24 protein-coding genes and 1 tRNA gene are annotated in these 24,914 nt (G+C 71.8%); 15 read left to right on the top strand and 10 right to left on the bottom strand.

The genetic code is table 11. From position 1 onward, the window contains the following. Positions 1–149 precede the first annotated feature (149 nt). Together DEI97_RS14960 and DEI97_RS14955 are read left to right on the top strand one after the other, a co-directional pair. Positions 150–1,328, top strand: a complete 1,179-nt coding sequence (locus DEI97_RS14960) for a sensor histidine kinase (RefSeq protein ID WP_111073767.1) — start codon at positions 150–152, stop codon at positions 1,326–1,328. After that, on the top strand, positions 1,325–1,945 hold the full coding sequence (locus DEI97_RS14955; protein ID WP_111073766.1) for a response regulator: 621 nt from the start codon (positions 1,325–1,327) through the stop codon (positions 1,943–1,945). Before DEI97_RS14960 ends, DEI97_RS14955 begins: the two co-directional genes overlap by 4 nt. Before the next feature lie 113 nt (positions 1,946–2,058). Here the strand turns inward: DEI97_RS14955 and DEI97_RS14950 are convergent, their stop codons facing one another. Next, positions 2,059–3,774 (bottom strand): HAD family acid phosphatase, encoded by a 1,716-nt coding sequence (locus DEI97_RS14950; RefSeq protein WP_111073765.1) that lies wholly within the window; start codon positions 3,772–3,774, stop codon positions 2,059–2,061. A gap of 137 nt (positions 3,775–3,911) precedes the next feature. Here DEI97_RS14950 and DEI97_RS14945 point away from each other — a divergent pair. The 3 genes from DEI97_RS14945 to DEI97_RS14935 all read left to right on the top strand — a co-directional run bounded on the left by DEI97_RS14945 (position 3,912) and on the right by DEI97_RS14935 (position 5,388). Next, positions 3,912–3,983, top strand: a tRNA-Arg gene (locus DEI97_RS14945). 28 nt (positions 3,984–4,011) lie between these two features. Next, the gene (locus tag DEI97_RS14940; RefSeq protein WP_111073764.1) at positions 4,012–4,791 is read left to right on the top strand and encodes a DUF3800 domain-containing protein; all 780 of its coding nucleotides are present in this window, start codon (positions 4,012–4,014) and stop codon (positions 4,789–4,791) included. A 210-nt stretch (positions 4,792–5,001) separates the two neighbouring features. After that, the gene (locus tag DEI97_RS14935; protein WP_111074175.1) at positions 5,002–5,388 is read left to right on the top strand and encodes a VOC family protein; all 387 of its coding nucleotides are present in this window, start codon (positions 5,002–5,004) and stop codon (positions 5,386–5,388) included. 67 nt (positions 5,389–5,455) lie between these two features. Here DEI97_RS14935 and DEI97_RS14930 read toward each other — a convergent pair whose 3' ends face one another. Then, a complete protein-coding gene (locus tag DEI97_RS14930) occupies positions 5,456–6,400 on the bottom strand; it encodes an AraC family transcriptional regulator (RefSeq protein ID WP_220039169.1) in 945 nt (314 codons plus the stop codon). Positions 6,401–6,552: 152 nt separating this feature from the next. On the opposite strand from DEI97_RS14930, the gene nadE reads away from it, so the two are divergent. Then, complete coding sequence (nadE, locus tag DEI97_RS14925; RefSeq protein WP_111073763.1) at positions 6,553–7,380, top strand: NAD(+) synthase; 828 nt, start codon at positions 6,553–6,555, stop codon at positions 7,378–7,380. 85 nt (positions 7,381–7,465) lie between these two features. On the opposite strand, the gene DEI97_RS14920 is transcribed toward nadE, so the two are convergent. The 3 genes from DEI97_RS14920 to DEI97_RS14910 all read right to left on the bottom strand — a co-directional run bounded on the left by DEI97_RS14920 (position 7,466) and on the right by DEI97_RS14910 (position 8,702). Then, positions 7,466–7,894 (bottom strand): hypothetical protein, encoded by a 429-nt coding sequence (locus tag DEI97_RS14920; RefSeq protein ID WP_111073762.1) that lies wholly within the window; start codon positions 7,892–7,894, stop codon positions 7,466–7,468. 122 nt (positions 7,895–8,016) lie between these two features. Then, positions 8,017–8,298: a GlsB/YeaQ/YmgE family stress response membrane protein gene (locus DEI97_RS14915; RefSeq protein ID WP_111073761.1), complete on the bottom strand. Its 282-nt coding sequence runs from the start codon at positions 8,296–8,298 to the stop codon at positions 8,017–8,019. Between the two features lie 140 nt (positions 8,299–8,438). Then, entirely contained in the window at positions 8,439–8,702 is a 264-nt protein-coding gene (locus tag DEI97_RS14910) for a glutaredoxin family protein (protein WP_111074173.1), read from the bottom strand. 74 nt (positions 8,703–8,776) lie between these two features. Here DEI97_RS14910 and DEI97_RS14905 point away from each other — a divergent pair, with 74 nt between their 5' ends. From DEI97_RS14905 to DEI97_RS14875, 7 genes are all read left to right on the top strand, one after another. Beyond that, the gene (locus DEI97_RS14905) at positions 8,777–9,733 is read left to right on the top strand and encodes a PrsW family glutamic-type intramembrane protease (protein WP_111073760.1); all 957 of its coding nucleotides are present in this window, start codon (positions 8,777–8,779) and stop codon (positions 9,731–9,733) included. A gap of 29 nt (positions 9,734–9,762) precedes the next feature. Continuing rightward, positions 9,763–11,496: an adenosylhomocysteinase gene (locus DEI97_RS14900; RefSeq protein ID WP_111073759.1), complete on the top strand. Its 1,734-nt coding sequence runs from the start codon at positions 9,763–9,765 to the stop codon at positions 11,494–11,496. Further along, a complete protein-coding gene (locus tag DEI97_RS14895; protein WP_349814963.1) occupies positions 11,493–12,896 on the top strand; it encodes an amidohydrolase family protein in 1,404 nt (467 codons plus the stop codon). The genes DEI97_RS14900 and DEI97_RS14895 overlap by 4 nt, the downstream gene beginning before the upstream one ends. Further along, positions 12,893–13,390, top strand: coding sequence for a cupin domain-containing protein (locus tag DEI97_RS14890; protein ID WP_258376629.1), 498 nt, complete (start codon positions 12,893–12,895; stop codon positions 13,388–13,390). Before DEI97_RS14895 ends, DEI97_RS14890 begins: the two co-directional genes overlap by 4 nt. A gap of 111 nt (positions 13,391–13,501) precedes the next feature. Continuing rightward, positions 13,502–14,323 (top strand): ABC transporter substrate-binding protein, encoded by an 822-nt coding sequence (locus tag DEI97_RS14885; RefSeq protein ID WP_111073758.1) that lies wholly within the window; start codon positions 13,502–13,504, stop codon positions 14,321–14,323. A gap of 7 nt (positions 14,324–14,330) precedes the next feature. Beyond that, the gene (locus tag DEI97_RS14880; protein ID WP_111073757.1) at positions 14,331–15,209 is read left to right on the top strand and encodes an amino acid ABC transporter permease; all 879 of its coding nucleotides are present in this window, start codon (positions 14,331–14,333) and stop codon (positions 15,207–15,209) included. Further along, positions 15,206–15,955, top strand: a complete 750-nt coding sequence (locus tag DEI97_RS14875; RefSeq protein WP_111073756.1) for an amino acid ABC transporter ATP-binding protein — start codon at positions 15,206–15,208, stop codon at positions 15,953–15,955. The genes DEI97_RS14880 and DEI97_RS14875 overlap by 4 nt, the downstream gene beginning before the upstream one ends. A gap of 150 nt (positions 15,956–16,105) precedes the next feature. Here the strand turns inward: DEI97_RS14875 and DEI97_RS14870 are convergent, their stop codons facing one another. Both DEI97_RS14870 and DEI97_RS14865 read right to left on the bottom strand, forming a co-directional pair. Next, positions 16,106–16,795, bottom strand: coding sequence for a hypothetical protein (locus DEI97_RS14870; protein WP_111073755.1), 690 nt, complete (start codon positions 16,793–16,795; stop codon positions 16,106–16,108). Positions 16,796–16,869: 74 nt separating this feature from the next. Continuing rightward, positions 16,870–17,847, bottom strand: a complete 978-nt coding sequence (locus tag DEI97_RS14865) for an NAD(P)H-quinone oxidoreductase (protein ID WP_111073754.1) — start codon at positions 17,845–17,847, stop codon at positions 16,870–16,872. Positions 17,848–17,983: 136 nt separating this feature from the next. Between DEI97_RS14865 and DEI97_RS14860 the strand changes: the two genes are divergently transcribed. Continuing rightward, the gene (locus DEI97_RS14860) at positions 17,984–18,499 is read left to right on the top strand and encodes a hypothetical protein (RefSeq protein WP_111073753.1); all 516 of its coding nucleotides are present in this window, start codon (positions 17,984–17,986) and stop codon (positions 18,497–18,499) included. A gap of 83 nt (positions 18,500–18,582) precedes the next feature. On the opposite strand, the gene DEI97_RS14855 is transcribed toward DEI97_RS14860, so the two are convergent. The 3 genes from DEI97_RS14855 to DEI97_RS14845 are packed head-to-tail and all read right to left on the bottom strand — an operon-like array spanning position 18,583 to position 20,926. Next, positions 18,583–19,464 carry an aldo/keto reductase gene (locus tag DEI97_RS14855; protein WP_111073752.1) on the bottom strand — a complete coding sequence of 294 codons (882 nt, stop codon included), beginning with the start codon at positions 19,462–19,464 and terminating at the stop codon, positions 18,583–18,585. 49 nt (positions 19,465–19,513) lie between these two features. Further along, positions 19,514–20,044 carry a DUF6264 family protein gene (locus tag DEI97_RS14850; protein WP_111073751.1) on the bottom strand — a complete coding sequence of 177 codons (531 nt, stop codon included), beginning with the start codon at positions 20,042–20,044 and terminating at the stop codon, positions 19,514–19,516. A gap of 9 nt (positions 20,045–20,053) precedes the next feature. Then, the gene (locus DEI97_RS14845; protein ID WP_181439137.1) at positions 20,054–20,926 is read right to left on the bottom strand and encodes an HpcH/HpaI aldolase/citrate lyase family protein; all 873 of its coding nucleotides are present in this window, start codon (positions 20,924–20,926) and stop codon (positions 20,054–20,056) included. Positions 20,927–21,086: 160 nt separating this feature from the next. Here DEI97_RS14845 and DEI97_RS14840 point away from each other — a divergent pair, with 160 nt between their 5' ends. Beyond that, a complete protein-coding gene (locus DEI97_RS14840; protein ID WP_111074170.1) occupies positions 21,087–24,857 on the top strand; it encodes an ATP-binding protein in 3,771 nt (1,256 codons plus the stop codon). Positions 24,858–24,914 lie beyond the last annotated feature (57 nt).

The following is a 24,914-nucleotide window of genomic DNA, read 5'->3' as shown; positions in this document are numbered from 1 at the left end:
ATGGTTCCTTCCCGACGTCGGGGGCGTTCCCCGTCGTCCCGACCAGCCTCGCCGGGGTCCGGTCCGGTGCCATCGACGAGAGGTCGACTCCTCGGGTACGACTTCTGGTTGATCCGCCGTGTCCCCGCTGGCCGTACGCTGCAACGGACATGGCTCACAGCACCCTCACGCCCGTCTTCGTCGGGCTGCGCACCGGACTGCACGTGCTGTTCGCCGCGCTGCTCGCGCTCGTCGTCGTCCGGGTCGTCGTCGTGCAGGACGACACCGTGTGGGCGGAGTCCGGCCTGGCCGCACTGTTCGCGGTGCTCTACGTGCTCGGAGCCCGGGTCGCCACCGTCCGGGGCCGGCACCGAGCCCTGGTCGGCGCACTGTGGATCGCGGCGCTGACGACGGTGTGGGTCGCACTGCTCGTCCTCGTGCCCGAGGCGGCGTACCTGGTCTTCCCGCTGTTCTTCCTCTACCTGCACGTCCTGCCCCGGGTGGTCGGGCCGGTGGCCGTCGTGGTCGCGACCGCGATCGCGATCGTCGCGCTCGGCGTGCACGGCGGCTTCACGGTGGGCGGGGTGATCGGCCCGCTGGTCGGGGCCGGCGTCGCGCTGCTCATCGGCCTCGGCTACCGGGCCCTCGCCCGTGAAGCCGCCGAGCGCGAGGCACTCGTCGCGGAGCTGCTGGCGACCCGGGACCTGCTCGCGGCGACCGAACGGCAGCAGGGGGTGCTCACCGAACGCGCCCGTCTCGCACGGGAGATCCACGACACCGTCGCGCAAGGGCTCTCGAGCATCCAGATGCTGCTGCATGCGGCCGAAGCCGCCGACGGCGACCGACCGGGCATCGACCACATCCGCCTCGCCCGGTCCACCGCGGCCGACGGTCTCGCCGACACGCGCCGGTTCATCCGCGAGCTCGCTCCGCCGTCCCTCGACGCCGGCCTCGCCGCCGCGCTCGGACGCCTCAGCCAGCAGTGGCGACGTGACGGCCTCCGCATCGAGGTCTCCGTCCCGACCGGAGGCGCGGACCTGACGATGGACGTCCAGACCGCCCTGCTGCGCATCGCCCAGGGAGCCGTGGCGAACGTCGCGCAGCACGCCGGCGCCACGACCGTCGACATCGGCCTGACCCTCTCCCCGACCGAGGCGACCCTGGTGGTGCACGACGACGGCGTCGGGTTCGACCGGGACCGCGTCGGCCTCGACACCGCCACCTCCGACTCGTTCGGCCTCCGCGCGATGGCCGAGCGCGTCGAACAGCTCGGCGGCGGACTCACCGTCGACAGCGCACCTGGCCGGGGCACCACCGTCACCGCGGTCGTCCACCGGGGCGCCGCATGATCCGGGTCGTGATCGCCGACGACCACCCCGTCGTCCGCGCCGGACTCCGGGCACTGCTCGACAACGACGACGGCATCGAGGTCGTCGGCGAGGCAGCGACCGCGGACGAGGCCGTCGTCCTCGCCGCCTCCACCGACCCCGACCTCGTGCTGACCGACCTGCAGTTCGGCGCGGGCCGGTCCGGAGCCGATGCGACCCGGGCGATCCGGGCCGCGGACGCTCCGCCGTACGTCCTGGTCCTCACCAACTACGACAGCGACGGGGACATCCTGAGCGCGGTCGAGGCCGGGGCCAGCGGATACCTCCTCAAGGACGCGCCGCCGGAGGAGCTCCTCGCCGCCGTCCGGGCCGCTGCCGCCGGCGAGAGCGCCCTCGCACCGGCGATCGCCGGTCGTCTGCTGGCGCGGATGCGGGCACCGCGGGTGAGCCTGTCCGTTCGGGAGATCGAGGTCATGCAGCTCGTGGCCGGTGGCGCCTCGAACGGCGACGTGGCGGCGCGGCTGCACATCACCGACGCCACCGTGAAGTCGCACCTGGTGCACGTGTTCTCGAAGCTCGGGGTGAGTTCACGCACGGCCGCGGTGTCCGAGGCCAGGAGCCTGGGCATCCTCCGCTGACCACGGGCGCGTGAGCCGTCGCCGGGCGCGCACCCGGACGGACGGGAGGCCCGTGGCGGGGTCGCCACGGGCCTCCCGTCCGTCGTCTGCCTGCTCGGGCAGGGGTCTGCCTGCTACGGCAGGTAGTACGTCGGGTTCGGTAGCTTCACGGACCGGTCGGCGGAACCGCCGATCAGGTCGCTGTACTGGTCACCGACGTTCGCGACGATGTCGTAGCTGCCACCGGCTCGCGACTCGATGAACGCGCGGGTCTGCGACTTGTACTCGATCGTCGTGCACTTGGCCGTCGCGCAGTGCACGTACGACGGCTGCTGCGAGGTACCGGTGCCGGTCCACTTCGTGAAGTAGGTGCGGTGTCCGTCCTGCTCAGCGGCGAACTGGGGGAAGCCCACCCTGTGCAGGTTGTCGATCGTGGCGGTCTGCTGCGCCTCGTTGCGTCCGGTGAGACCGATGACCGTGCAGCCGGAGCGCTCGGCGACGGACACCAGGTTCGTCATCGAGGGCGTGGCCGGGAACCGCTCGTCCTGCACCCAGACGTCCTGCTCGGCCGGGTCGAACACGAAGTGCATGTCCGCGACCTCCATGTCGTAGGTCCAGAGGGTCGTGTCGTCGGCGTCCAGGACGATCGCCGGGTTGCGGTGGCGACGGTCGGCCGCGGTGCAGGCGGCGGCGACCTGGGGGATCTGGCGCGCGACGATCGACCGCATCTCGCGGATGTACGGGCTGTCCGTCTTGTTCGCGATGCCGGTACCGGGGTCGCCGGAGTACGTGGCGATCGTCGCCTTGACCGAGTCGATGTTCGGGATGCCCTCGCCGCCCTGCGTGCGGCCGGACGAACCGTCGGCAGCCATGCGGAAGCGCGTCTGTGGGGCGAGCTTCGGCTCATGGACACCCGGCAGGTCGGCCGAAGGGAGGTAGTAGGTCGGGTTCGGCAGCTTCAGGGTCGCGTCGGCGAACCCGCCCTGCAGGTCGGACCACTGGTCGCCGACGTTCAGCGCGATGTCGTAGCCCAGGTCCTGCTCGATGTGCTTGCGGGTGAGGGCCTTGTACTCGACCGTCGTGCACTTCGCCGTCGCACACGTGACGTAGCTCGGCTGCTGCGATGCACCCTTGCCGGTCCACTTCGTGAAGAAGTGGTCGTCGGTGAAGCCCGAGTACCCGACCTTCGCCAGGTTGGCGAGCGTCGCGGCCTTCTGGTCGTCGTTCCGACCGGTCAGCCCGAACACGGTGAAGCCGACCTTCTGCGCGGCAGCGACGAACCCCACCATCGACGGGGTCGCCGGGAAGCGCTGGTCCTGCACCCAGACGTCCTGCTCGGCGGGGTCGAACACGAAGTGCATGTCCGCGACCTCCATGTCGTAGGTCTCGAGCGTGGTGTCGCCGGTGTCGAGGACGATCGCCGGCTTCTCGTGACGCCGGACCGCGCGGTCGTAGGTCTTCTGCAGGGAGCGGGTCTGCTTCGCGACGATCGAGCGCATCTCGCGGATGTACGGGCTGTCCGTCTTGTCCGCGATGCCCGTGCCGGGGTCGCCGTAGTACGCCGCGATCGTCTTCTTCACGGAGTCGATGTTCGGGATGCCCTCGCCGCCCTCGGTCTTCCCCGACGAGCCGTCCGGCGCCATCGTGAAGTGGGTGCGGGGCGTGAGGTGGCGGTCGGCGCGGCTGGTCGCACTGCTGCTGGCCGTCGTGCTGCTCGCCGTGGGGCTTGTCGTGGTGGGGGCGGTCGTGGTGGCGTTCGCCGCCGTGCCGCTGAGCAGGGCACCGGCGAGCGCGGCCGCGGTGACGGCGGCGACCGCGGCGGAACGGCGCGCGGGGGAGGGGAGGGTCATGCGGGTCCTTCGGTCCGGGACTGCCCCCGACCGGGGGCCACGGCTGACGCTAGCTGGGAGAGTGCCGTGCGTCCAGAGTCTGTTGCCGACTGCACCAGCGGGAGCGTTCTGCGGCTCCCGCTAGAGTGGTCGAGCCGGCCTCTGTAGCTCAATGGAAGAGCAGTTCCGTCCTAAGGAAAGGGTTGGGGGTTCGAGTCCCTCCAGGGGCACTTCCGGTGGTCCGTCCCGTTCCCGAGCGTGGGGATCCACCGCTTGGTCTGCGCTCGCGCGGTGAGCCGACGGATGAGCAATGATGTCCTGGTGCTTCTCTGTTTCGTGGACGAGTCATTCAAGGCGGACTTCTACGGCTTCGGCGGATTACTCGCAGATGGTATGGAAACAAAGGCACTCACAGCCAAGCTGAATGACATCATGTCGCGCGCCTGGCAGGACTTCGGGATACCTCACGGAACCGAGCTGCACGCGCATCCGATGTTCCATGGAAAGGATGCGTGGGCAGACGTCCCGACTCGAGTCCGCATCAACATCTTCGAGCAAGTCATCGACGCCGTCACGGAGAGCAGCGTGACGATGCTGTTGCGGGCGGTGCGTCCGAAGAAGCTCGAGGAACGGCAGATCAGCAAGGGCTATCCGGACCGCCACCCGCCGGAGCAGGTGTGTTTCCTCCACATCCTCCAGCGCGTGCACGCCGTGGCTGAGCAGCAGGAGACCCAGGCGCTGATCATCGCGGACGAGAGAGATGACCGTGAGCGTCACCGTGAGCGCTTCTCGATGTACCAGGCGTACGGCACACCTGGTCTCTACATGCAGAGCAGCCTGGACACCATCGTCGACACGGTGCACTTCGCGCCCAGTCATCATTCGAGGATGCTCCAGGCTGTCGATCTCGTCACATTCACGTGGACTCGCTGGAACACCGTGACTGAGAGAGACCCTCGACAGCATGCAGTGATGGCCCGACTGATCTCGAAGATCTACGGCTGCGGCAAGCTCTACAAACCAGGTGAATGGCCCTGATGGCCACGACGCACAACAGCCTCGCGCAAGGCGAGGCTGAAGGCGATACGGGCGGCGATCGCTCGCGGCCTGTGACTCGACCGTAACACGCCCTGGCGGCTCACTGCCAGGCGGGAGAACCGAAGTGTGAGTACATGCCGAGCGCCGTGCGCCGTGGATGCCGACGATGCCACGGGTGCACACTTGCTGCACCCGGACGAGGAGGCCCCCGTGTTCCAGCCCACCAGCGCCTACAGCGGATTCAGCGTGGACGACGTCGACGCCGCCGTGGCCTTCTACGCCGGCGTCCTCGGGATCGACGTCCGTGTCCTCGTCGCCGGCCAGATGATGCAGCTCCTGCTGCCCGGCTCCGACGTCCCCGTCCTGGTCTACGGCAAACCGGACCACACTCCGGCGACGTTCACGGTGCTGAACTTCGTCGTGGACGACATCGACACCGCGCTCGACGACCTGGCCGCTCTCGGTGTCCACCCGACCGACGGCGGACAGTGGGCGGACGAGCGGCAGGTCCTCCGCGGCCGGTCCCGCGCCATGGGGCCGGACATCGCCTGGTTCGCGGACCCCGCCGGCAACGTCTTCTCCGTCCAGCAGCAGTGACGTCCCGGCACCAGCACGTCTCGGCACCAGCACCGACGCCAGCACGCGGCGGACGGGAGGCGCGTGCTCAGCGCGCCCCGCGCCTCCCGGAGTCGTCGCGCAGCGTCTCCTGCGGTGACCGCCCGTACGCGTCGCGGTGCGCGGCACCGAACCGCGTGGCGTTGGTGAAGCCCCACCGCAGGGCGACGGCGGACACGGTGGCACCGGAGGTCGGGTCGGTGGCCAGCAGTTCGCGGTGTGCCTCGGCCAGACGGGCCCGCCGGAGGTAGGCCATCGGCGTGATGCCGAGGTCGCGCTGGAACGCGGCCTGCAGTCCGCGCGGCGACACCCGGGCCGCGGTGGCGATCTCGGCCGCGCCGATCGGTTCGGCGACGTGGTCGTCCATGTACCGGGTGGCCCGACGGACGACGGCCCCGGCGGTCGCGGTGTCGGGGACGACCCGGTCCGCGTCGACGTGGACCGGGAAGGCGGCGAACGCGGCTGCCGTGAGGTGCCGGAACGTCTCGGCGCGCACCAGGTCGTTCTGGAACGTCGTCGGGTCGGCGGTGACCGTGTGGGCGTGGTCGATGACCTCGGCCCAGTGGCCGGCGAGCTCCGGTCGGGGTGCCCGTCCGTCGACGACGAGGTGACCGCGCTCGGCGCCCTCGTGCCGCAACCCCGTGCGCAGGAGCACCGGCACCGGCAGCGTGACGATGCTGAAGTCGGCGTCGGTCGTGCCGTTCGCGATCGGACCGAGGCCGTGCAACGAGCCGTTCGGGACCGCGCCCTGCTCGCGCGTGGCGAAGCGACCGCCGTGGACCTGGACCGACACGAGCGCGTCGGGGATGTCGGCGGTGGTCTCGATGTCACCGCCGAAGTGGTACCGCTCGAGCGTCATCTCCCCGTCGCCGCGGACGTGCTGCTCGTACCGGAAGCCGGGTCCCACGCCTCTGACGTCCGGCTGGTCGTAGAGCGAGGCAAGCGACTGCGAGGCGGCTTCCGCGTCGGTGGTGGCGTAGTCGATCTGCAGCACGGGCGCGGTCCCCTCCGAAGTCGTGTGGCGAACGCATCATGCTCCCACCGGAGGACGACGCGGTCCCAGGTGGCCAGGAGCGACGGGACTCGTTCACGCACAGGTGCCGAGAACCCGTGCGCATGACGGTGGTCCGGGCGGATACTGGGGGAGTGCGAGAACTCCAAGCCGCCATCGCCGCGGACCTCAACGTCCAGCCGACCATCGACCCCGAGCAGGAGGTCGCCCGGCGCGTGGGCTTCCTGCGCGACTACCTGCTGACCACCGGCGCGAAGGGCTACGTCCTCGCCGTCAGTGGCGGGCAGGACTCCACCCTGGCCGGTCGCCTCACGCAGCTCGCGATCGAGTCGCTCCGCGCCGAGGGCCACGCGGCCGAGTTCACCACCGTGCGGATGCCGTACCGCGTGCAGGCCGACGAGGACGACGCGCAGCTCGCGCTGCAGTTCATCGCCGCCGACCCGGGCATCGTCGTCAACATCGAGCACGGGGTCGACGGGGTCGTCCAGGACACCGCGGACGCCGGGGTGCCGCTGAGCGACTTCGTCAAGGGCAACGTCAAGGCCCGGATGCGGATGGTCGCGCAGTACGCCGTGGCCGGGCAGCGCGGGTACCTGGTCGTCGGCACGGACCACGCGGCCGAGGCGGTGACCGGCTTCTTCACGAAGTACGGCGACGGCGGTGTCGACCTCACCCCGCTGACCGGCCTGACGAAGAGCCAGGGGCGCCAGCTGCTCGAGCACCTCGGCGCACCGGCCCGGCTGTACGAGAAGGCACCGACCGCGGACCTGCTCGACGACCTGCCCGGCCAGACGGACGAGGCGAACCTCGGCCTCACCTACGCCGAGCTCGACGCCTACCTGCAGGGCCACGACGTCCCGGTCGAGGTCGCCGAGGCGATCGAGGCCCGCTACCGCGCGACGGAGCACAAGCGCCAGGTGCCCGCGACGCCGTTCGACGAGTGGTGGCACGCGACGGCGTGACCGTCGGCTGACCGACAGACGGGAGGCTCCCCACCGGTCCGGTGGGGAGCCTCCCGTCTGTCGGTGGGTCAGGTTGGCGGGACGGTCAGGCCTGGTCGCGGTCGTCGCGACGGTCACGGTCGGAGTCCGGGTGCCCAGCGTCCTGACGCCCATCGTCTGGTCGGCTGCCGTCCTGGCCCTGGGCGCCCTCGCTGGCGAGACGCTCCTGCCAGACGATGCTGCGGGCCGCGCCCTCGAGGACGTCCTCCACCGGGTGCCCGGTCTGGGCCGCCAGCGCACCGCTGAGGCCCGCCGTCAGGGTCCCGCCGGCCTGCGCGAGGCGTTCGACGACCTCTTCCTGGCGCGGGGTGAGCGGCACGTCGACCAGCTCGTCGACAGCGTCGCGGATGTTCGCCTCGCTCGCGTCCAGCGCCTGCTCGTCACCGGACTGCAGCGCCGAGGCCTCGCCGACCACGACCAGCCCGAGTCGCGCTGCGTCCTGCTCCGGGCGACGGGTGTCGTTCTCGTCAGTCATGACGTGGACGGTACGCGCCGCGTGCTGCGCGGCGTCCGGACGACGGGGGACGTGCTGGCGAACAGACGACGGGAGGCCCGGTACCAGCTGGTACCGGGCCTCCCGTCGTGACGTTCCGTGCGTCAGCGGCGGGCGCCGCGACCCGCGAAGCGCGTGTAGAGGAACAGCACGATGACGGCGCCGATGATCGAGCCGATGATGCCGGCCGGCTGGAAGAAGCCGTCCGTCGGGTCGTGCTGGAAGATGAGGAAGCCGAGCAGGCCACCCACGAACGAGCCGACGATGCCGAGGACGATGGTCATCAGGATCGACATGTTCTGCTTGCCGGGGATGATCAGTCGGGCGAGGGCACCGGCGATGAGGCCGATGACGATGAGGCTGATGATGAGGCCGAGTACGCCCATGGTGTTCTCCTTGTTCCGCGGCCGGTCCGAGGCTGCGGCGGATCACCGAGCTCAGGGCCGGAGCCCGATTGAACACCGGATCGACTCAGCGTGTCATCAGGAACGGTCGCTACCCGCCAGGACGGGGCCGCGGAGGGTGCTCAGACCGCGCCCGAGGACTCCAACTCGCCCTGCAGTTCGGCGTCGGACGGCTCGACGAAGTGCTTGCCGTTCGGCAGCACCACGACGGGGATGTTCTTCCGGCCGCTGATCGCCTCGGCCCGGTCCGCTGCCGACAGGTCGGCCTCGACGTCGACGTACTCGTAGTCCACGCCCAGGCGGTCGAGCAGCGCCTTGGAACGACGGCAGTCGCGGCACCAGTCCGCGCCGAACATGGTCACCTTGTCGAACGTCTCGTCAGTCATGTCGGTCACTACGTCCGCCGCGCCTTCCGTATTCCCGGTGACCGGGTCGGCATGCGCGGGAGCACGATGGCCCCATGACGCTCGAGACCGAGGCGCAGGGCAGCGCCCACCCGCACCACCGGCACGGCTGGTGGTGGAAGACCCTGCTCGGCGGGTTCCTGCTCTGGGTCGTGACGATCATCGTGACGATCGCCACCCAGAACACGAACCTGGTGCCGACGATCATCCTGATCGGCAGCTTCCTGGTCCCCTTCACGGTCGTGCTGTTCGTCATCGAGCGGGTCACCGGCACGATCAGCACCATGCAGCTCGTCACCGCGTTCTTCGTGGGCGGGGTGCTCGGTGTCCTCGGGGCGTCACTGCTCGAGTCCGACCTCCGACCGGGAGCCGGGCTGTACCTGCTCGTCGGCTTCGCCGAGGAACTCGTCAAGGGGGTGCTGCTCGTCGTGGTCGGGTGGCGGGTCCGGCCGAAGACCGCGCGGCAGGGGGCGCTCCTCGGGGCGACCGTCGGCGCCGGGTTCTCGGCGTTCGAGTCCGCCGGGTACGCCTTCAACGCCGCGATCACCATCCGCGGCATCGACCTGTCCTCGCTGCTGCAGACCGAGGTCGCGCGCGCCGTGCTGTCCCCGGTCGGCCACGTGCTCTGGACGGCGATCCTCGGGTCCGTGCTGTTCGGCGTGGCACATGGGCGACCGAGGTTCCGGTGGGCGTGGCAGATCCTGGTCGCCTACGTCGTCGTCGCGGTGCTGCACGGGCTGTGGGACTCGAACTCGACCATCTCGACCCTGCTGGCGTTCGTCCTGACGGGGACGCCGTTCTCGGCGGCGCAGGACGGGTACGTGCCGTCGTCCCTCGCCGGCGTCGTCACGTCGCTGTACATCGCCGGGCTCGCGGTCGTGTCCGTGATCGGCGTGGCCGTCCTGGTCGGTGTGCTCCTGCACTACCGGCGGCGGGCCCGGCGGATCGACGCCCGACAGCTCGCGCAGCTCGGCACCTGGGCCGGGTCGCCGCCGCCGCACCCGCTCCGCTGAGGCGGTCCGGAGCGCCCTACGATGGGCGCATGCCGCGCGCCGACTCGACAGCCCGCGTCGACCCAGCCGTGCTGGCCTGGGCCTCCGCCGCCGTGCGGCACACCGCCCGGGTGACGAACATGCTGATCGCCGCCCGGCGCTTCCGCATCGTCGGCGGCGACGCCCGCGACGCGGCCGTCCTCCACGACCTGCTCGTGGGACTCGGTGCCCGGCCGGCCGAGGACCCAGCCGCCGATCCAGCCGCTGTCGACCAGCTCTGGTGCCTCGGCACCCCGGAGGAGTCCGTCCTCGCGGTCGAGCAGGCCACCGCCGACCGCCCGAGCGGGTCCACGCTGCTCGTGGTCGACGCCGGCCGCCACGTCCCCGCCGTCGACGAGGACGCGTTCGGTCCGACGACGCTCGCCCGACCCGGGGTGCTCGGCGTACCGACGACGTCCGACGACGTGTTCCTCGTCTCCACCGGCCGCTCCGCCGAGGACGACCCCGCCGCCCAGGCCCGCATCCGCTGGGCCCGCCGCTCGATGCCGGTCTCCCGCGCGGTCGCCGACGAGCTCCGGCAGGGAAGCCTGCTCCGCGGCACCCGCATCGGCGTCAGCCTGTTCCTGGAACCGAAGACCGCGGTGCTCGCCCTGCTGCTGCAGGACGCCGGCGCCGAGGTCGTCGTGTACGCCCACGCCGACGAGACCGACGACGCCGTCGCGGACGTGCTCCGCCGCACGGGCATCCCGGTGCACGCGAGCAGCACGGCGACCGTGCCGGAACAGCGGGACCTGGCGCTCGCGATGCTCGACACCCGGCCGCACGTCCTCATCGACGACGGCTCGCACGTCATCCGGCTCGTGCACCAGGAACGCCGGGACCTGCTGCCGACGATGCTCGGCGCCGCCGAGGAGACCACGAGCGGTCTCCGCCCGCTGCGGGTCATGGCGTCGCGCGGGCAGCTCGGGATCCCGGTGGTCGCCGTGAACGACGCCCGCACCAAGACGTTCTTCGACAACCGGTACGGCACCGGGCAGTCGACCGTGTTCGCCGCGCTGGACCTGCTCGACGGTCTCGACGACCCCTCGGCGGTGCTCCGGCTGGGAGGCTCGGCCGTCGTCGCCGGGTTCGGTCACGTCGGCGAGGGGGTCGCCCTCGTGCTCCGCGCGCTCGGGTTCCGGGTCACCGTCGCGGACCCCGACCCGGTCCGGGCGCTGCAGGCCCTGTTCGCCGGGTACACCGTCGCCCCGCTCACCGAGGCCGTCCGGACCGCGGACCTGGTGATGAGTGCCTCCGGGGTGCCGGACACGATCAGCCTCGCCGTGCTGCGGGCTTGCGCTGCCGGAGCGATCGTCGCGGTCGCCGGCGGGGTGGACCAGGAGGTCGCCGTCGACGACGCGCTCGCCGCCGGAGCGGTCCGCACGACGATCGGACGGAAGGTCGAACGCCTGAGCGTCTCGGACGGTCCCGACGTGCTCCTGCTCGACGGCGGGGGCTGCATCAACATCACCGCTGCCGAGGGCAATCCGATCGAGATCATGGACCTGTCCTTCGCGGCGCAGCTCGGGGCGGTGCGGATGCTCGTCGAGCGCGGGGACGAGCTCGAGCGTGCCGTCGTGCCGATCGACCCCGAGGTGGACGCGGTGACCGCCCGCGCGGCGCTCGCCGCGTTCGGGACGGTGGTCGGGCCTCCCGGCCGTTCGGCTGACACGACCTGGCCGGCCGCGCAGCCCGCGGACCGGGAACCGGACGTCCGCACGCGACGGTTCGGGGACTCGGCGTGAGCGCGCCGATGCCGACCGGGTCGGCGACGACCGTGCACTCGGCGCGGGTCGTCGTGCCGATGACCGCACCGCCGATCGCCGACGGTGCCGTGGCCGTGCGCGACGGGCGGATCCTGCACGTCGGCGAGCGCTCGTGGGTGGTGGACCAGCTCGACGGCACCCCGTTCACCGAGCGACGGTGGCGTGGCGCGCTGTTGCCCGGTCTGGTCAACGCACACTCGCACCTGCAGTACACCGGCATGGCCAGTGTCGGGCAGGGCCAGTACGACGGGTTCGAGGACTGGGCGTCGGCGTTCAACACCGTCTACGCCGAACCGCACGACTGGCGGGCCGAAGCCGCGGCCGGTGCCGTGCAGTCGATCGCGGCCGGGGTGACGAGCATCGCCGACGTCGTCACCGACCTCGACGCGGCGACCGCACTGCAGGACGCCGGCCTCGGTGGGATCGCCTACTGGGAGGTGATGGACTGGGAGAACGCCGCCTGGCAGCAGCACGGACGCGACCAGGTCCTCGACGAACTCGCCCGCATCCCGACCACCCCCGGCGCTGGGCTCTCACCGCACGCGCCGTACTCGCTCGACGTGGCACCGCTGCTCGAGCTGCCCGACATCGTGCGGCAGCGGGGACTGCGCCTGCACCTGCACCTCGGCGAAGCCGCGTTCGAGGGGGAGCGCGTCGCCGTCGAGCCGATCCCCGGGCTGGCGGGCGTCGCCGGCGTCGGCCACGGCGCGGACTGGCACCTGGCGAACGTGCCGTCCTTCCGGGCGATGCGCGCGCTCGGGTTCGGCGCGAGCGCGACGTCGTTCGTCGACCGGCTCGGCGTCCTCGGCCCGGACTGCCACATCGCACACGGCGTGTACATGACCGCCGCCGACCGGGCACTGCTCCGAGCCCGCGGCACCGCGGTCGCGCTCTGCCCACGGTCGAACGCCGTCATCGGACTCGACCCGCCACCCGTCGCGGACTACCTGCGGGAGGGCAGCCCGATCGCCGTCGGCACCGACTCCCTGTCGTCGTCGCCGTCGCTCGACCCGATGGCCGACGTCACCGCACTGCACCGGATCGCCCGCGCGCAGGGCTACACCGGTCGCGACCTGCACGAACGACTGCTCGCCGCGGCGACGCTCGGCGGGGCGCACGCGATGGGTCTCGCCGTCGGCCCCGACCGCATCGGACACCTGGCCGTGGGCGCCCGCGCCGACCTCGCCGTGTTCGACGTCGACTCGCGGACCGTGCCCGACGCGCTCGCCGAACTGGTCGAGGACGGCGGCGGACGTGCTGCGGCGACCGTGATCCGCGGGGTCGTCCGGACCGCCGACGCAGCCCGGACGGTGCCCGGCACCGCCAGTGCGGCACCCACGACCACATCTCCCGTCACCCCCAGCAAGGAGCCCCGATGACCGACACCGCACCCCGACCCGGCATGGCCGCACGCCGGACCGTCACCGGCGACCTCGTCGAGTGGCTCGACGTCCCGTCCCGCGCCCGTGCCCTCGGCATGGAGCCGCACCCCGAGGGCGGGTGGTACGTCCGGACCTGGACCTCCCCGGCCACCGTGCAGACGCCCGCGGGGGAGCGTCCCGCCGCGACGCTCATCCACTTCCTGCTGCCCCGGGGCGAGTCCTCGGCCTGGCACCGGGTCACGAGCGACGAGATCTGGATGTGGCACGGACCCGACACCGTCGAGCTCGAACTCGGCGGGTCGGGCGACCAGCCGGAGCCCGGAGCGCGGATCACCCTCGGGCCGGACGCCGGTCGCGACCGGGTCAACGACGCGCAGGCGTTCGTCCGCGGCGGTGTCTGGCAGCGGACGATCCCGCACGAGGGCGAGGTGCTCCTCAGCTGCCTGGTGTCGCCCGGGTTCTCGTTCGAGGACTTCACCCTCGCCGACTGAACCGACGCGCGGCCGGCACCGGTCGTCGCGTTGCGTCATCCGCTTCGCGCTGGTATCCCACATCGAAGTACACTTCGACCTGCCCTGTTCCCCTCTGACGAAGGCCAGACCGTGACCCGACCCCTCCGCCTGACCATCGCCCTCGCCACGGCCCTCGTCGCCGCGACCGCCCTCGCCGGCTGCTCGTCCGGTGGTGGTGACAACGCCGCCGGCACCGTGACCGACGGCAAGCTCACGATCGCCACCGGCCAGCCCGCGTACTCGCCCTGGGTCGAGGACGACGAGCCGCAGTCCGGCAAGGGCTTCGAGGCCGCCCTGGCCTATGCCGTCGCGAAGGAGATGGGCTACGGCAAGAGCGACGTGGTCTGGAAGCGCAGCACCTTCGACAGCGCCATCGCGCCGGGTGCGAAGGACTGGGACCTCAACCTGCAGCAGTTCTCGATCAACGCCAAGCGCAAGAAGGCCGTGGACATGTCGTCTGCGTACTACACGACCACGCAGGCGGTCGTGACGAAGAAGGCGTCCGACGCCGCCGATGACACCACCGTCGCCGCACTGAAGAAGGACACGATCGGCGTCGCGGCCGGCTCGACGAGCATCCAGAGCGTCAAGGACGTGCTCGGTGTCACCCCGCAGGTCTTCAACTCCAACGACGACGCCGTCCTCGCGCTGCAGTCGGGCCAGATCGACGCCATCGTCACCGACCTGCCGACCGCCTTCTACATCTCGGCCTCGCAGGTGAAGGGCGGCACGGTGTCGGCGCAGTTCCCGGCCGACGGTACCGGCGACCAGTTCGGCATCGTCCTGCCGAAGGGCTCGAAGCTCACGCCGAAGGTCGACGCGGCACTCAAGTCCCTCGAGGGCGACGGCACGCTGCAGGACCTGCAGACGAAGTGGCTGTCCTCCGAGACGAACACCCCGGTCCTGAAGTGACGCGGGCATGACGACGCCCGCAGGGGCCGGCACGCCGCTGGTCACGCCGGCACCCAGCCAGGTCGAACGCGAACGCCAGCTCTACCGTCGGCAGCGCGGACGCCGGTCCGTCACCGTCTCCGTCGTCTCGACCCTGGTGGTCGTGGTAGTGGCGTGGATCGGCATCGTCAACACCCCCGGGTGGGCGGCCGTCCAGCAGTCGTTCTTCGACCCGCAGGTCGCCTGGGAGACGCTGCCGGACATCCTGCTCGGCCTCTGGCTGAACGTCCGGATCCTGTTCGCCGCCAGCATCGGCGTCGCCGTGCTCGGTACCCTGCTCGCCGTCGTCCGTGGCCTCCGCAACCCGGTCTTCTTCCCCCTGCGGATGCTGGCGACCGGTTACACGGACCTGTTCCGCGGCCTGCCGCTCATCATCGTGCTGTACCTGGTCGGCTTCGGCCTGCCCGGTCTCGGCGTCTTCCCGCGGCTGGCGCCCGAGTTCTGGGGGACGATCGCGATCGTGCTGACGTACTCGTCGTACGTCGCCGAGGTGCTCCGAGCCGGGATGGAGGCCGTGCACCCGTCCCAGCGCCTGGCCGCCCGGTCGCTCGGCCTGTCCCACGCACAGACGCTGCGGTTGGTCGTGCTGCCGCAGGCGATCCGCAAGGTCACACCGGCGCTCATGAACGACTTCGTCTCCATGCAGAAGGACGTCGGGCTGGTCTCGATCCTGGGTGCCGTGGACGCGGTCCGCAGCGCCCAGATCGCCCAGGCGGAGCAGACGAACTTCACGCCGTACCTGGTGGCGGGCCTGCTCTTCGTGCTCATCAGCCTGCCGCTGATCCGGGTCACCGACGCGATCGCCCGGAAGCAGCAGCAGCGCGAACAGATCGGAGGCGCGGTGTGACCGACACGACCGCTCCCGTCCTCGAACTGCGCGGCCTGCGCAAGTCGTTCGGCGACCAGGAGGTCCTGCGTGGCATCGACCTGGCCGTGCACCGCCACGAGGTCATCTGCGTCATCGGGGCCTCCGGCTCCGGCAAGTCGACGCTGCTGAAGACCGTGAACCTGCTCGAGGGGATCGACGACGGTCAGGTGCTGCTGCAGGGCGAGGACGTCTCGGACCCCCGTGTCGACGTGGACGCCACACGCGCCCGGATCGGCGTCGTCTTCCAGCAGTTCAACCTGTTCCCGCACATGAGCGTGCTGGACAACGTGACCCTTGCCTCGCGGAAGGTGCACCGCGCCTCCCGTCCGGAGGCCGAGGCGAACGCGCGCCGGCTGCTCGACCGGATCGGTCTCGGTGACTTCGCCGCGGCGTTCCCGGACCGGCTCTCCGGCGGGCAGCAGCAGCGTGTCGCGATCGTGCGCGCCATCGCGTCGGACCCGGAGCTGCTCCTGCTCGACGAGGTGACGAGCGCACTCGACCCGCAGCTCGTGGGCGAGGTCCTCGACCTGGTGACCGAACTCAAGCAGCAGGGGTCGACGATCCTCATGACCACGCACGAGATGCACTTCGCGCGGAACGTCGCCGACCGGATCGTGTTCCTGCACCGTGGCGAGGTCGTCGAGCAGGGCGCTCCCGCCGCGGTCCTCGACGACCCGCAGCACCCGGCTCTCCGCGCGTTCCTGGCACGCGTGCACGCTGCCTGAGCGCGCCTGCACACGGAGCGAGCGCTCGGCGTGAGCGCCTGACGCACCGGTGGCGGGCGGGACTGACGCACCGGTGCTGGACCGGCCTGCCCCGTCCCCGGCCGGGCGCGCTCGATGACGACGGAGCGCAGCCGACCGGGGACGGAGTGATCAGACGGTGACGGGGAACTGCAGCACGGTCTTGCTGTCGACCGTCACGGTCAGGACCGTCGTGCCGGAGCCGATCCCACGGGCGAAGAACGTCTTCTCCCCGTCGACGACACCGCCGGCGAGCCCGCGCCGGTCGTCACGGATGACGACGCTGGTCGGGTGGGCGCCCGGCGTGGTCCGGAGCGTGATGGCGGCGTAGCCACCCATCAGGGGCGAGGTGCGGATCGAGCTGACGGCGACCGGGGCGGACGCTTCCCGCTCGACGCTGCGCGCGGGGAGCGGAGGTGCGTACGACTCGAGGGCGACGGGTGCCGACGACACCGTGCCCCATCGGTTGGTCACGGTCGCGGTGATCTGGTGGTTGCCGGGGCCGAGACCACGGACCTGGCAGTCGTCGCGCTCGAAGTCGGCAGCGCTGACCGTGCAGAGCTCGGTGCCGTCCTCGTCGGTGATGCGCAGGTCGCCCGGTTCGGCGTGCACGCGGACCGGGAAGTCGTGCTGGTCGACCTGGAACACGAACTCCCCGATGACCCCTTCGACCACCGGGCGGTCGTCGACCAGCTGGACGGAGGGGGTCGGGATGATCGCGTTGGACGCCGATGCGGGCGTGGCGCTGAGGACGGCTCCGGTCACCGCGGCGGCGGTGAGCGCCGATGCGAGGAGACGGGTGCGGAGGGTGCGATGGGACATGGTGCTCCTTCAGGGAGGGGTCGGACCCGCCCATGGTGGAGCAGCGACCTGGCGACATCTCGCATGTGATGTTCTCAGGTGGCCAGCAGGAGTTTCCCGATGACGTCGCCGGAGGCGAGCCGGCGGTGCGCCTCCGCTGCGTCCGCGATCGGCACCACGGCATCGATCACCGGACGCACCCGTCCGTCCTCGACGAACGGCCAGACGTCCCGCCGCACGGCCGCGACGATCTCGGCCTTCTCGGCAGCGGGACGAGCCCGGAGCGTGGTCCCGCTCACCGTCGCGCGCTTCCGCATGAGCTGTCCGATCGGCAGGGTCGCATCCGCGCCGGCACCCGCGGCGATGATCGCCAGGTGCCCGTTCGGTGCGAGGACCTCGAGGTTCCGGTGCAGGTACGACGGGCCCACGACGTCGAGGACCACGTCCACGCCGACGCCGTCCGTGAAGGCGAGGGCACGCTCGACGAAGTCCTCGTCCCGGTGGTCGATCACCAGGTCCGCGCCGAGCTCCCGGGAGGCCCGGACCTTCCGCTCGCCGCCCGAGGTCGCGACCACCCGCGCGCCGAGGGCCTTCGCCCAGAGCACCGCGTGCGACCCCATCCCGCCGGTCCCGCCGTGCACGAGCAGGGTCTGGCCCGGTCGCAGTCCGGCGAGCATCCCGATGTTCGAGTACACCGTGCAGGCCGCCTCGGGCAGCCCGGCGGCCGCCACCAGGTCCAGGTCGTCCGGCACCGGCAGCAGCTGCGCCTGCGGGACCACGGCGAGCGAGGCGTACCCGCCGCCGCTGAGCAGCGCACACACCCGGTCGCCGACCGCCCAGTCCGTGACGCCGGTGCCGAGGGCACGGACGGTGCCGGACACCTCGAGCCCGAGCACGTCCGATGCTCCGGGCGGCGGCGGGTAGTTCCCCTGGCGCTGCTGCAGGTCGGCGTTGTTCACGCCGGCGGCGGCGACCTCGACGAGGACCTCGCCGTCGCCGGGGACCGGGTCGGGCAGCTCGCCGAGGGTCAGGACGTCGACGTCGCCGGGCTGGGAGAAGGTGATGGCACGCATCCCTCGACCGTACGCGCCCGCCGGCGGCTGTCGAACCGCGAAGCCGGGCCCGCCCGGCCGCCCGGAGGCAGCCGTCGGTACTGTCGGACGCGAACGTGTCCGATCAGGGACACGTCGCGAACTCACGGGGGATCCCATGTCCACGAAGCACCTCACCGTCCTCGCCACCGCCGCACTCGCCGCGGTCCTGCTCACCGGCTGTTCCGCGGGCGGCAGCACGACGGGGACGGGCTCGGCGTCGCAGGGGGCGACGACGGGTGCGAACTCAAGCGGATCGTCGAGCGCGCCGACGGAGGCCGCCGACGCGTCCGGCACGCAGTCCAAGGCCGACGCCTGCCAGGCCTTCGAGAGCAAGGTCCGCTCCGCTGCCGAGGGCCTGCAGTCCCAGGCCGCGAAGCTGCAGTCCGACCCGGCCGCCGCGGTCGCGAAGCTCAAGGAGCTCGACTCGAGCATCGACGACGGTGTCGCCGCGGTGACGAACACCGAGGTCAAGGGCAAGGCCGAGGCGTTCCAGAGCGCCTACGGCGACATGGTGACCCGCCTCGAGGCGATCACCAAGGACCCGAAGTCCGCTGACCTGTCGGCGTTCCAGTCGTCCGCCACCGCGGTCCAGACCGCCGGCACCGACTTCGACAAGACCTGCGCGTCCTGACACGCGACCCGCGTCGCTGAACGCACCACGGGCCTCCCGGCTGTCCGGCCGGGAGGCCCGTGGTGCGTCGTGTGGTCGGCCGGCTACTCCGCCTGGTCCGGTCGTGACGCGTCGAGCCGGTCGACCTCTTCGGGACGCAGCTTGACGGTCGCCGCCGTGACGGAGTCGAGGATCGACTGCGGGCGGGACGCTCCCGGGATCGGGACGACGACGTCGCTCTTCGCGAGCTCCCACGCCAGGGCGATGACCTGCGGGGTGACGTCGCGCTCCCGGGCGAGGAAGGCGAACTCCTCGGCCGTGGTGCCGAGGTCCGCCGCGCCGCCGATGCCACCGAGGGGGCTCCACGGCAGGAACGCGATGCCCATCTCGTCGCAGAGCTCGAGTTCCGGCTCACTCGAGCGGAACACCGGCGAGAACCGGTTCTGCACCGAGGCGAGACGACCGCCGAGGACCTGGTTGGCCTCCCGGATCTGGTCGACGGTGGCGTTCGAGATGCCGGCCATCCGGATGACGCCCTCGTCGAGCAGTTCGGCGAGTGCCCCGACCGAGTCCGCGTACGGCACGGCCGGGTCCGGGCGGTGGAACTGGTAGAGGCCGATCGCGTCGACGCCGAGGCGCTTCGCGGAGGCCTTCGCCGCCTCCTTGAGGTACGCCGGGTCGCCGTTCTGAGCCCACGCACCGGCCTCGGGGCGGAGGTGGCCGCCCTTGGTGGCGATGAGGACCGCGGAGGTGTCGCCCGAGTACTCCCGGACGGCCTTCGCGATGAGCTCCTCGTTGTGCCCGACCTCGTCGTGCGCGGCCAGGTGGTACGCGTCGGCGGTGTCGATGAGGGTGACGCCGGCCTCGAGGGCGGCGTGGATGGTGGCGACGGAGCGCCGTTCGTCCGGCCGCCCCTCGATGGACATCGGCATGCCGCCGAGTCCGATGGCGCTGACGGACGTGTCTCCGATGACTCGTTGCTTCATGCGCCCAGCATGCGCCCGGGGGTCGGCCCGGCGTCCAGGGGAGGACCGGTCAGGTGGTGGGCAGCTGCGCGGTCGCGACGGCGGCGCCCCGGCCGACGCCCTGGTCGTCGAGGGTGTGCACGAAGAGCACGGTGCCCCAGGTGACGGCCGCGACGGCCAGGACGAAGCCGATGCCGGCGATCCACCACGACGTCCGACGGCGGATCCAGGCCCGCACCGCGAACACCAGCGTCACGACGCCGACCACGAAGGCCCCGCCGACGGCCAGGACGGCACCGCCGACGAGCCCGCCGACGCTGCAGGTCGCATCCGTGCCGCAGGACGTCGCGGCGGACGCGACCGCGATGACGCCCGCGACGGCCGCGACGGCGGTGAGGACGGCGCCCGCCACGAGGAGCAGGACGGTGGACACCCGATCCGCGATCCTGCCGGGCGGGAACAGCGAGGTCGCGCCCTGCTCCCACGCGGCGCGCTCGGCGTCGGTGGCGCGCTGGGCGCCCGGGCCCCACGGATGTGCGGGGCCGTCGTGCTGCGTGCGGTGGTGTTCGGGTCCGGATCCGGGGACGTTCGACCAGGTCATGGGACCGTCCTACCGGGGCTCCACGCCGAACGCCCGGGCGAGGCGCTGGATCTTCTGCGCACGACCCAGGCGCGGCAGGTCCGAACCGTCGCGGATGACGCGCCCGCGGGCTTCGAAGTCGTCCAGGAAGTCCTGCGCCCAGGCGACGTCGGTCGGCGTGGGGGAGATCACCTCGTTGATGACGGGCAGCTGCTCGGTGTCCAGGCAGAGCTTGCCGGTCAGGCCGAGCGACACCGCGACCTGCGACTGCTCGCGGAGGATGGGGTGCGACGAGCCCACGGTCGGACCGTCGATCGGGCCGGGCAGGTCACCGACGCGGGATGCCACCACCAGGCGCGAGCGGGGGTACGCCATCGCCAGGGTGTCCGCGCTCGTGCCGGTGTCGCGGCGGTAGTCGCCGCTGCCGAACGCCAGGCGGAACGCACCCTGGGCCTTCGCGATGCTCGTCGCGTCCTCGATGCCGACCGCGGACTCGACCAGGGCGATGACCGGCGTGTGGCCGCCCAGACGGTGCCAGGTGTCGGTGACCTGGGCGGGGCTCTCGGTCTTCGCGAGCATCACGCCCTGCAGGCCCGGCAGGCCGCGCAGTTCCTCGAGGTCGTCCTCCCAGAAGTCCGTCGTGACGTCGTTGACCCGCACCCAGGCCTCGCCGGAACCGGCCAGCCAGGCGGCGACGGTGGAGCGGGCGGCGGGCTTCGCAGCCGGGTCGACGGCGTCCTCGATGTCCAGGATCACCTGGTCGGCGCGGGACCGGGTGGCACCGTCGAAGCGGTCCTCGGCGGTGCCGGCGACCAGCAGCCACGAGCGCGAGATCTCGGCGGGGACCGATCGACGCCGGGAGACGGCAGGGGCGGACGGAGCGGTTCGGTCGTCGATGGCCATGCACCGTTGGTACCACACCCGCGCGTCCGGCCGCGGTGTGGCGGGCGGGGCGACCGGGCGAAAACCCGGAACCGCGCGCTCATTGCCGGAGTGCCACGACGCTTCCGCCTACAGTGGGCGTGTGTGGCGAGTGGACAGGACGACCGGCGATGAGGACGACGTGACGAACGACGACGCCTCGGTCGACGGCGATGCGACGGAGGGCACGGACCTGCCCGACGAACGGTCCGCGCTGCGCCCCGAACTCCAGGTCACCAGCCCGCACGCGATCAGCCTCGGCGACCCGCGTCTCACCGCGGGCAACGCCGCCGAGCCCGCGTGGGACGCCTGGCGCGAGCAGCTCGCCGGCGTCGGGGGCACCAGCCCGCTCGTGCACTTCGCCGACCACCCGCGCGGCCGCATCGAGCTGTCGACGACGCACCCGGGCGGCCTCGCCCAGTTCATCACCGGCAAGACGACCCTGCTCTCCAGCCTGATCCGCGACGAGGTGGCGCTCCGGGCGGCCCGCGTCGCCGCCGGGCACGTCGAGGCGAAGGGCACCGAGCTCGCGACGGTCCGGGGCATCGACGCGGTGAAGCTCGGCATCGGCATCGCCGACTGGCAGCACGGCGACGACCACTTCCGCGGACCCGTCCTGCTCCGCCCGCTGGCGATCCGCCGCCACGGTCGTGACTTCGAGGTCCGTCTGCTCGGCGAACCCGTCCTCAACCCGGGCCTGTCCGACGCCCTCCGCGAGCAGTTCGGTGTGACCCTCGACGCGCAGTCGTTCGTCGCCCTCGCGCAGCAGGACGGCTCGTTCACGCCGAACCCGGTGATCGACCGCCTCCGTGGTCTCACCGCACACATCCCCGGCTTCTCCGTCCACGCCCGACTGGTCGTGTCGACGTTCGCCGAGGTCGCGACCGGGCTCGTCGAGGACACCGACGACCTGGCACACCCCGTGCTCGACGCCCTCGCCGGCAACCCCAGCGCCAAGTGGCAGGTCGAGCAGTCGTACCACCCGGTCGAGCAGACCCCCTCGGACGAGCGCAGCCCGGAGACGGACACACTCCTGCTCGACGCCGACGACGAGCAGGAGAACGTGATCGCACAGATCACGGCCGGCAACTCCATCGTCGTGAAGACCCTGCCCGGCACCGGCGGCACGCAGACGATCGTCAACGCCCTGGGCGGACTGGTCGCAGCGAACAAGCGCGTGCTCGTGGTCAGCCCGCGCCGTGCGACCCTCCGCGGCATCGCGGCCCGCTTCGGCGAGGTGCACCTGCCGGGCGTCGCCGTCACACCGGGCACCCTGCGCCGGGACGTCGTCCGGGCCATCGCCCGCAACGAGAAGGCCAGCCGCCCGAACCTCCGCGAGGTCGACGACGCCCTGGTCCGGCTCCGCAAGGTCCTCACCGACTACCGCGGCGCCCTGACCCGCACCGACCCGGACTTCGGCGTCAGCGTGCTCGACTGCTTGGTCGAGCTGTCGCGGCTGTCCCTGCTGCCGGTCGCCCCCTCCACCACGGCCCGCCTGTCCAAGCAGTCCGTCGTGTCGATGGTGTCCGGCCGCGCCCGCGTCGCCGAGACCATGGTCAGCGCCGCGAACCTCGGCGAGTTCCGCTACGGCCCGGACGACTCGCCCTGGTACGGCGCGAAGTTCAACTCGAGCGACGGTGCCCAGCGCGCCCACGCGACGGCGCGGGAGCTCGACGGCGGATCGTTGCCGGCCCTCCTGCAGCGTGCCCACGACCTGGTCGCGTCGACGCACATGCGGCAGTTCACGACGATCAACGAGCTCGGCATCTACCTGCGTCTGCTCACCGAGATCCGCGACACCCTCGACCGCTTCCTGCCGATCGTCTTCGACCGGTCCGTGTCCGAGCTCGTCGCCGCCACCGCACCCCGGGGCGAGGGTGCGCCGATGTCGAGCACGAACCGACGCCGGCTGAAGAAGCTCGCTCGTGAGTACGTCCGACCGGGCGTCCACGTCTCCGACCTGCACGAGGCGCTCACCCGCGTCCAGCAGCAGCGGGTCCTCTGGCAGCGCTACGTCGCGGCCGGCGTGAACCCCGAGGTCCCCACCGGCATCGCCGACGTCCAGGTGCTGTTCTCGAACGTCGTCGAGGACCTCGCGCGTCTCGACGAGCCGCTCGGCCGCGCCAGCCGCGACCAGCAGCTCGCGAACCTGCCGATCGAGCGCCTGGTGCCGACGATCGCCGAGCTCGCCGCCGAGTCCGACGTCCTGCACAACCTGCAGGAGCGCACCGAGCTGATGCAGACGCTCCGCGACCTGCAGCTCGAGCCGCTCCTCACCGACCTGGCGAACCGGCACGTCCCCGACGTGCAGGTGCCCGCCGAGCTCGAACTCGCCTGGTGGCAGTCCGCGCTCGAGACCATGCTGGAGTCCGACCGGGCACTGCTCGGCGCGAACACCGACATGCTCGACCGGGTCGAGGCCGACTTCCGACTCGTCGACGACGCGCACGCGGCCGGGGTGTCCCAGGGCCTCGCGTGGCAGCTCGCCGAGAACTGGAAGGTCGGGCTCGTCGACTGGCCGGAGGAGTCCGCCGCGCTGAAGAGCCAGCTCCGCGACGGCGCGATCACCTCCCGCCTGCTGCACGACTCGGCACCGCACCTGTCCCGTGCGATCGCCCCGGTCTGGCTCGCCTCGCCGTACGAGGTCGCGCAGATCGCGGACACGATGCCGTTCGACACGGTGATCCTCGTCGACGCCGGAGCCGTCACCATCGCCGAGACCGTCGGAGCCGTCCGTCGTGCCCGCCAGACCGTCGTCTTCGGCGACCCGGTCACGCAGACGCCGTCGCCGTTCCGCATCGCCGTCGACCCGGAGCACCGCGCCCTGCAGGTCGACGAACAGACCCTCGACGCCCTGCACGCGGACTCCGCCCTGGCGAAGCTGTCCACGCTGCTGCCGACCCTGTCGCTCACCCGCTCGTACCGGGCCGGCGGCGAGGACCTGGCGGAGCTCGTCAACCGTCGCTTCTACGGCGGCCGGATCGAGTCGCTGCCCTGGGCCGGCTCGTTCCTCGGCCACGGGTCGATCGCGCTCGACTACGTCAGCGAGGGCAAGGCCGTCCCGGACCCGGAGTCCGGTGCCGTCGAGAGCGTCGACGCCGAGGTGGACCGTGTCGTCCGTCACGTCATCGAGCACGCCCGCACCCGGCCGACCGAGTCGCTCATGGTCATCACGGCCTCGGCGAAGCACGCCGTCCGGGTCGAGCAGGCCGTCCTCGCGGCAGCGCAGGGGCACAAGGACCTCACCGAGTTCGTCATCGGCGACCGTCCCGAGCCGTTCATCGTCGCCACGCTCGAGCAGTCCGTCGCGCAGAGCCGTGACCGCGTCGTGTTCTCGATCGGCTACGGCCGGACCCCGCACGGCCGCGTCCTCCGCGACTTCGGCCCGCTCGGCAAGCCCGGCGGGGAGCGCCTGCTCGCCGTCGCCATGACCCGTGCCCGCCGGTCGATGGTCATCGTGACGTGCTTCCAGCCGTCCGACATCGAGGCCGAGCGGATGGGCCACGGCACCGTCGCCCTCGCCGAGATCCTGGCCGAGGTCCGCGCCCGCACCACCGCCGAGTACGTGCCGGACGACTCCGACCCGCTGCTCGTCGACCTGGCCCGCCGGCTCGAGATGCGCGGCATCCCGGTCGCGCTCGGCCACCGCGGCAAGCTCGGCCTGGTCGCCGCGCACGGCGGGGTCTGCGTCACGATCGAGACCGACGCGTCGCTGGTGAAGGGGTCGCTGCGCGAGTCGCTGCGCCTCCGGCCCGAGGTGCTCCGCCGTCTCGGTTGGCACTACGTCCGCGTGCACGCGTTCCAGCTGTTCTCCGACCCGGACCGGGTCGCGAACACGGTCGCGCAGGTGCTCGGTGTCGACCGCGGTGCCACGCAGGAGATCTCGATCCCCCCGGTCCCCGCTCGCCGATGAGCATCGCCCTCCCGCTCGTGACCGTCGGCGCCTGCCGCTCCGGCCGCTCGTGACCGC

Source organism: Curtobacterium sp. MCLR17_032, assembly GCF_003234795.2.
Taxonomy (GTDB): Bacteria; Actinomycetota; Actinomycetes; order Actinomycetales; family Microbacteriaceae; genus Curtobacterium.
This window is presented reverse-complemented; position numbering and strand designations above follow the sequence as displayed.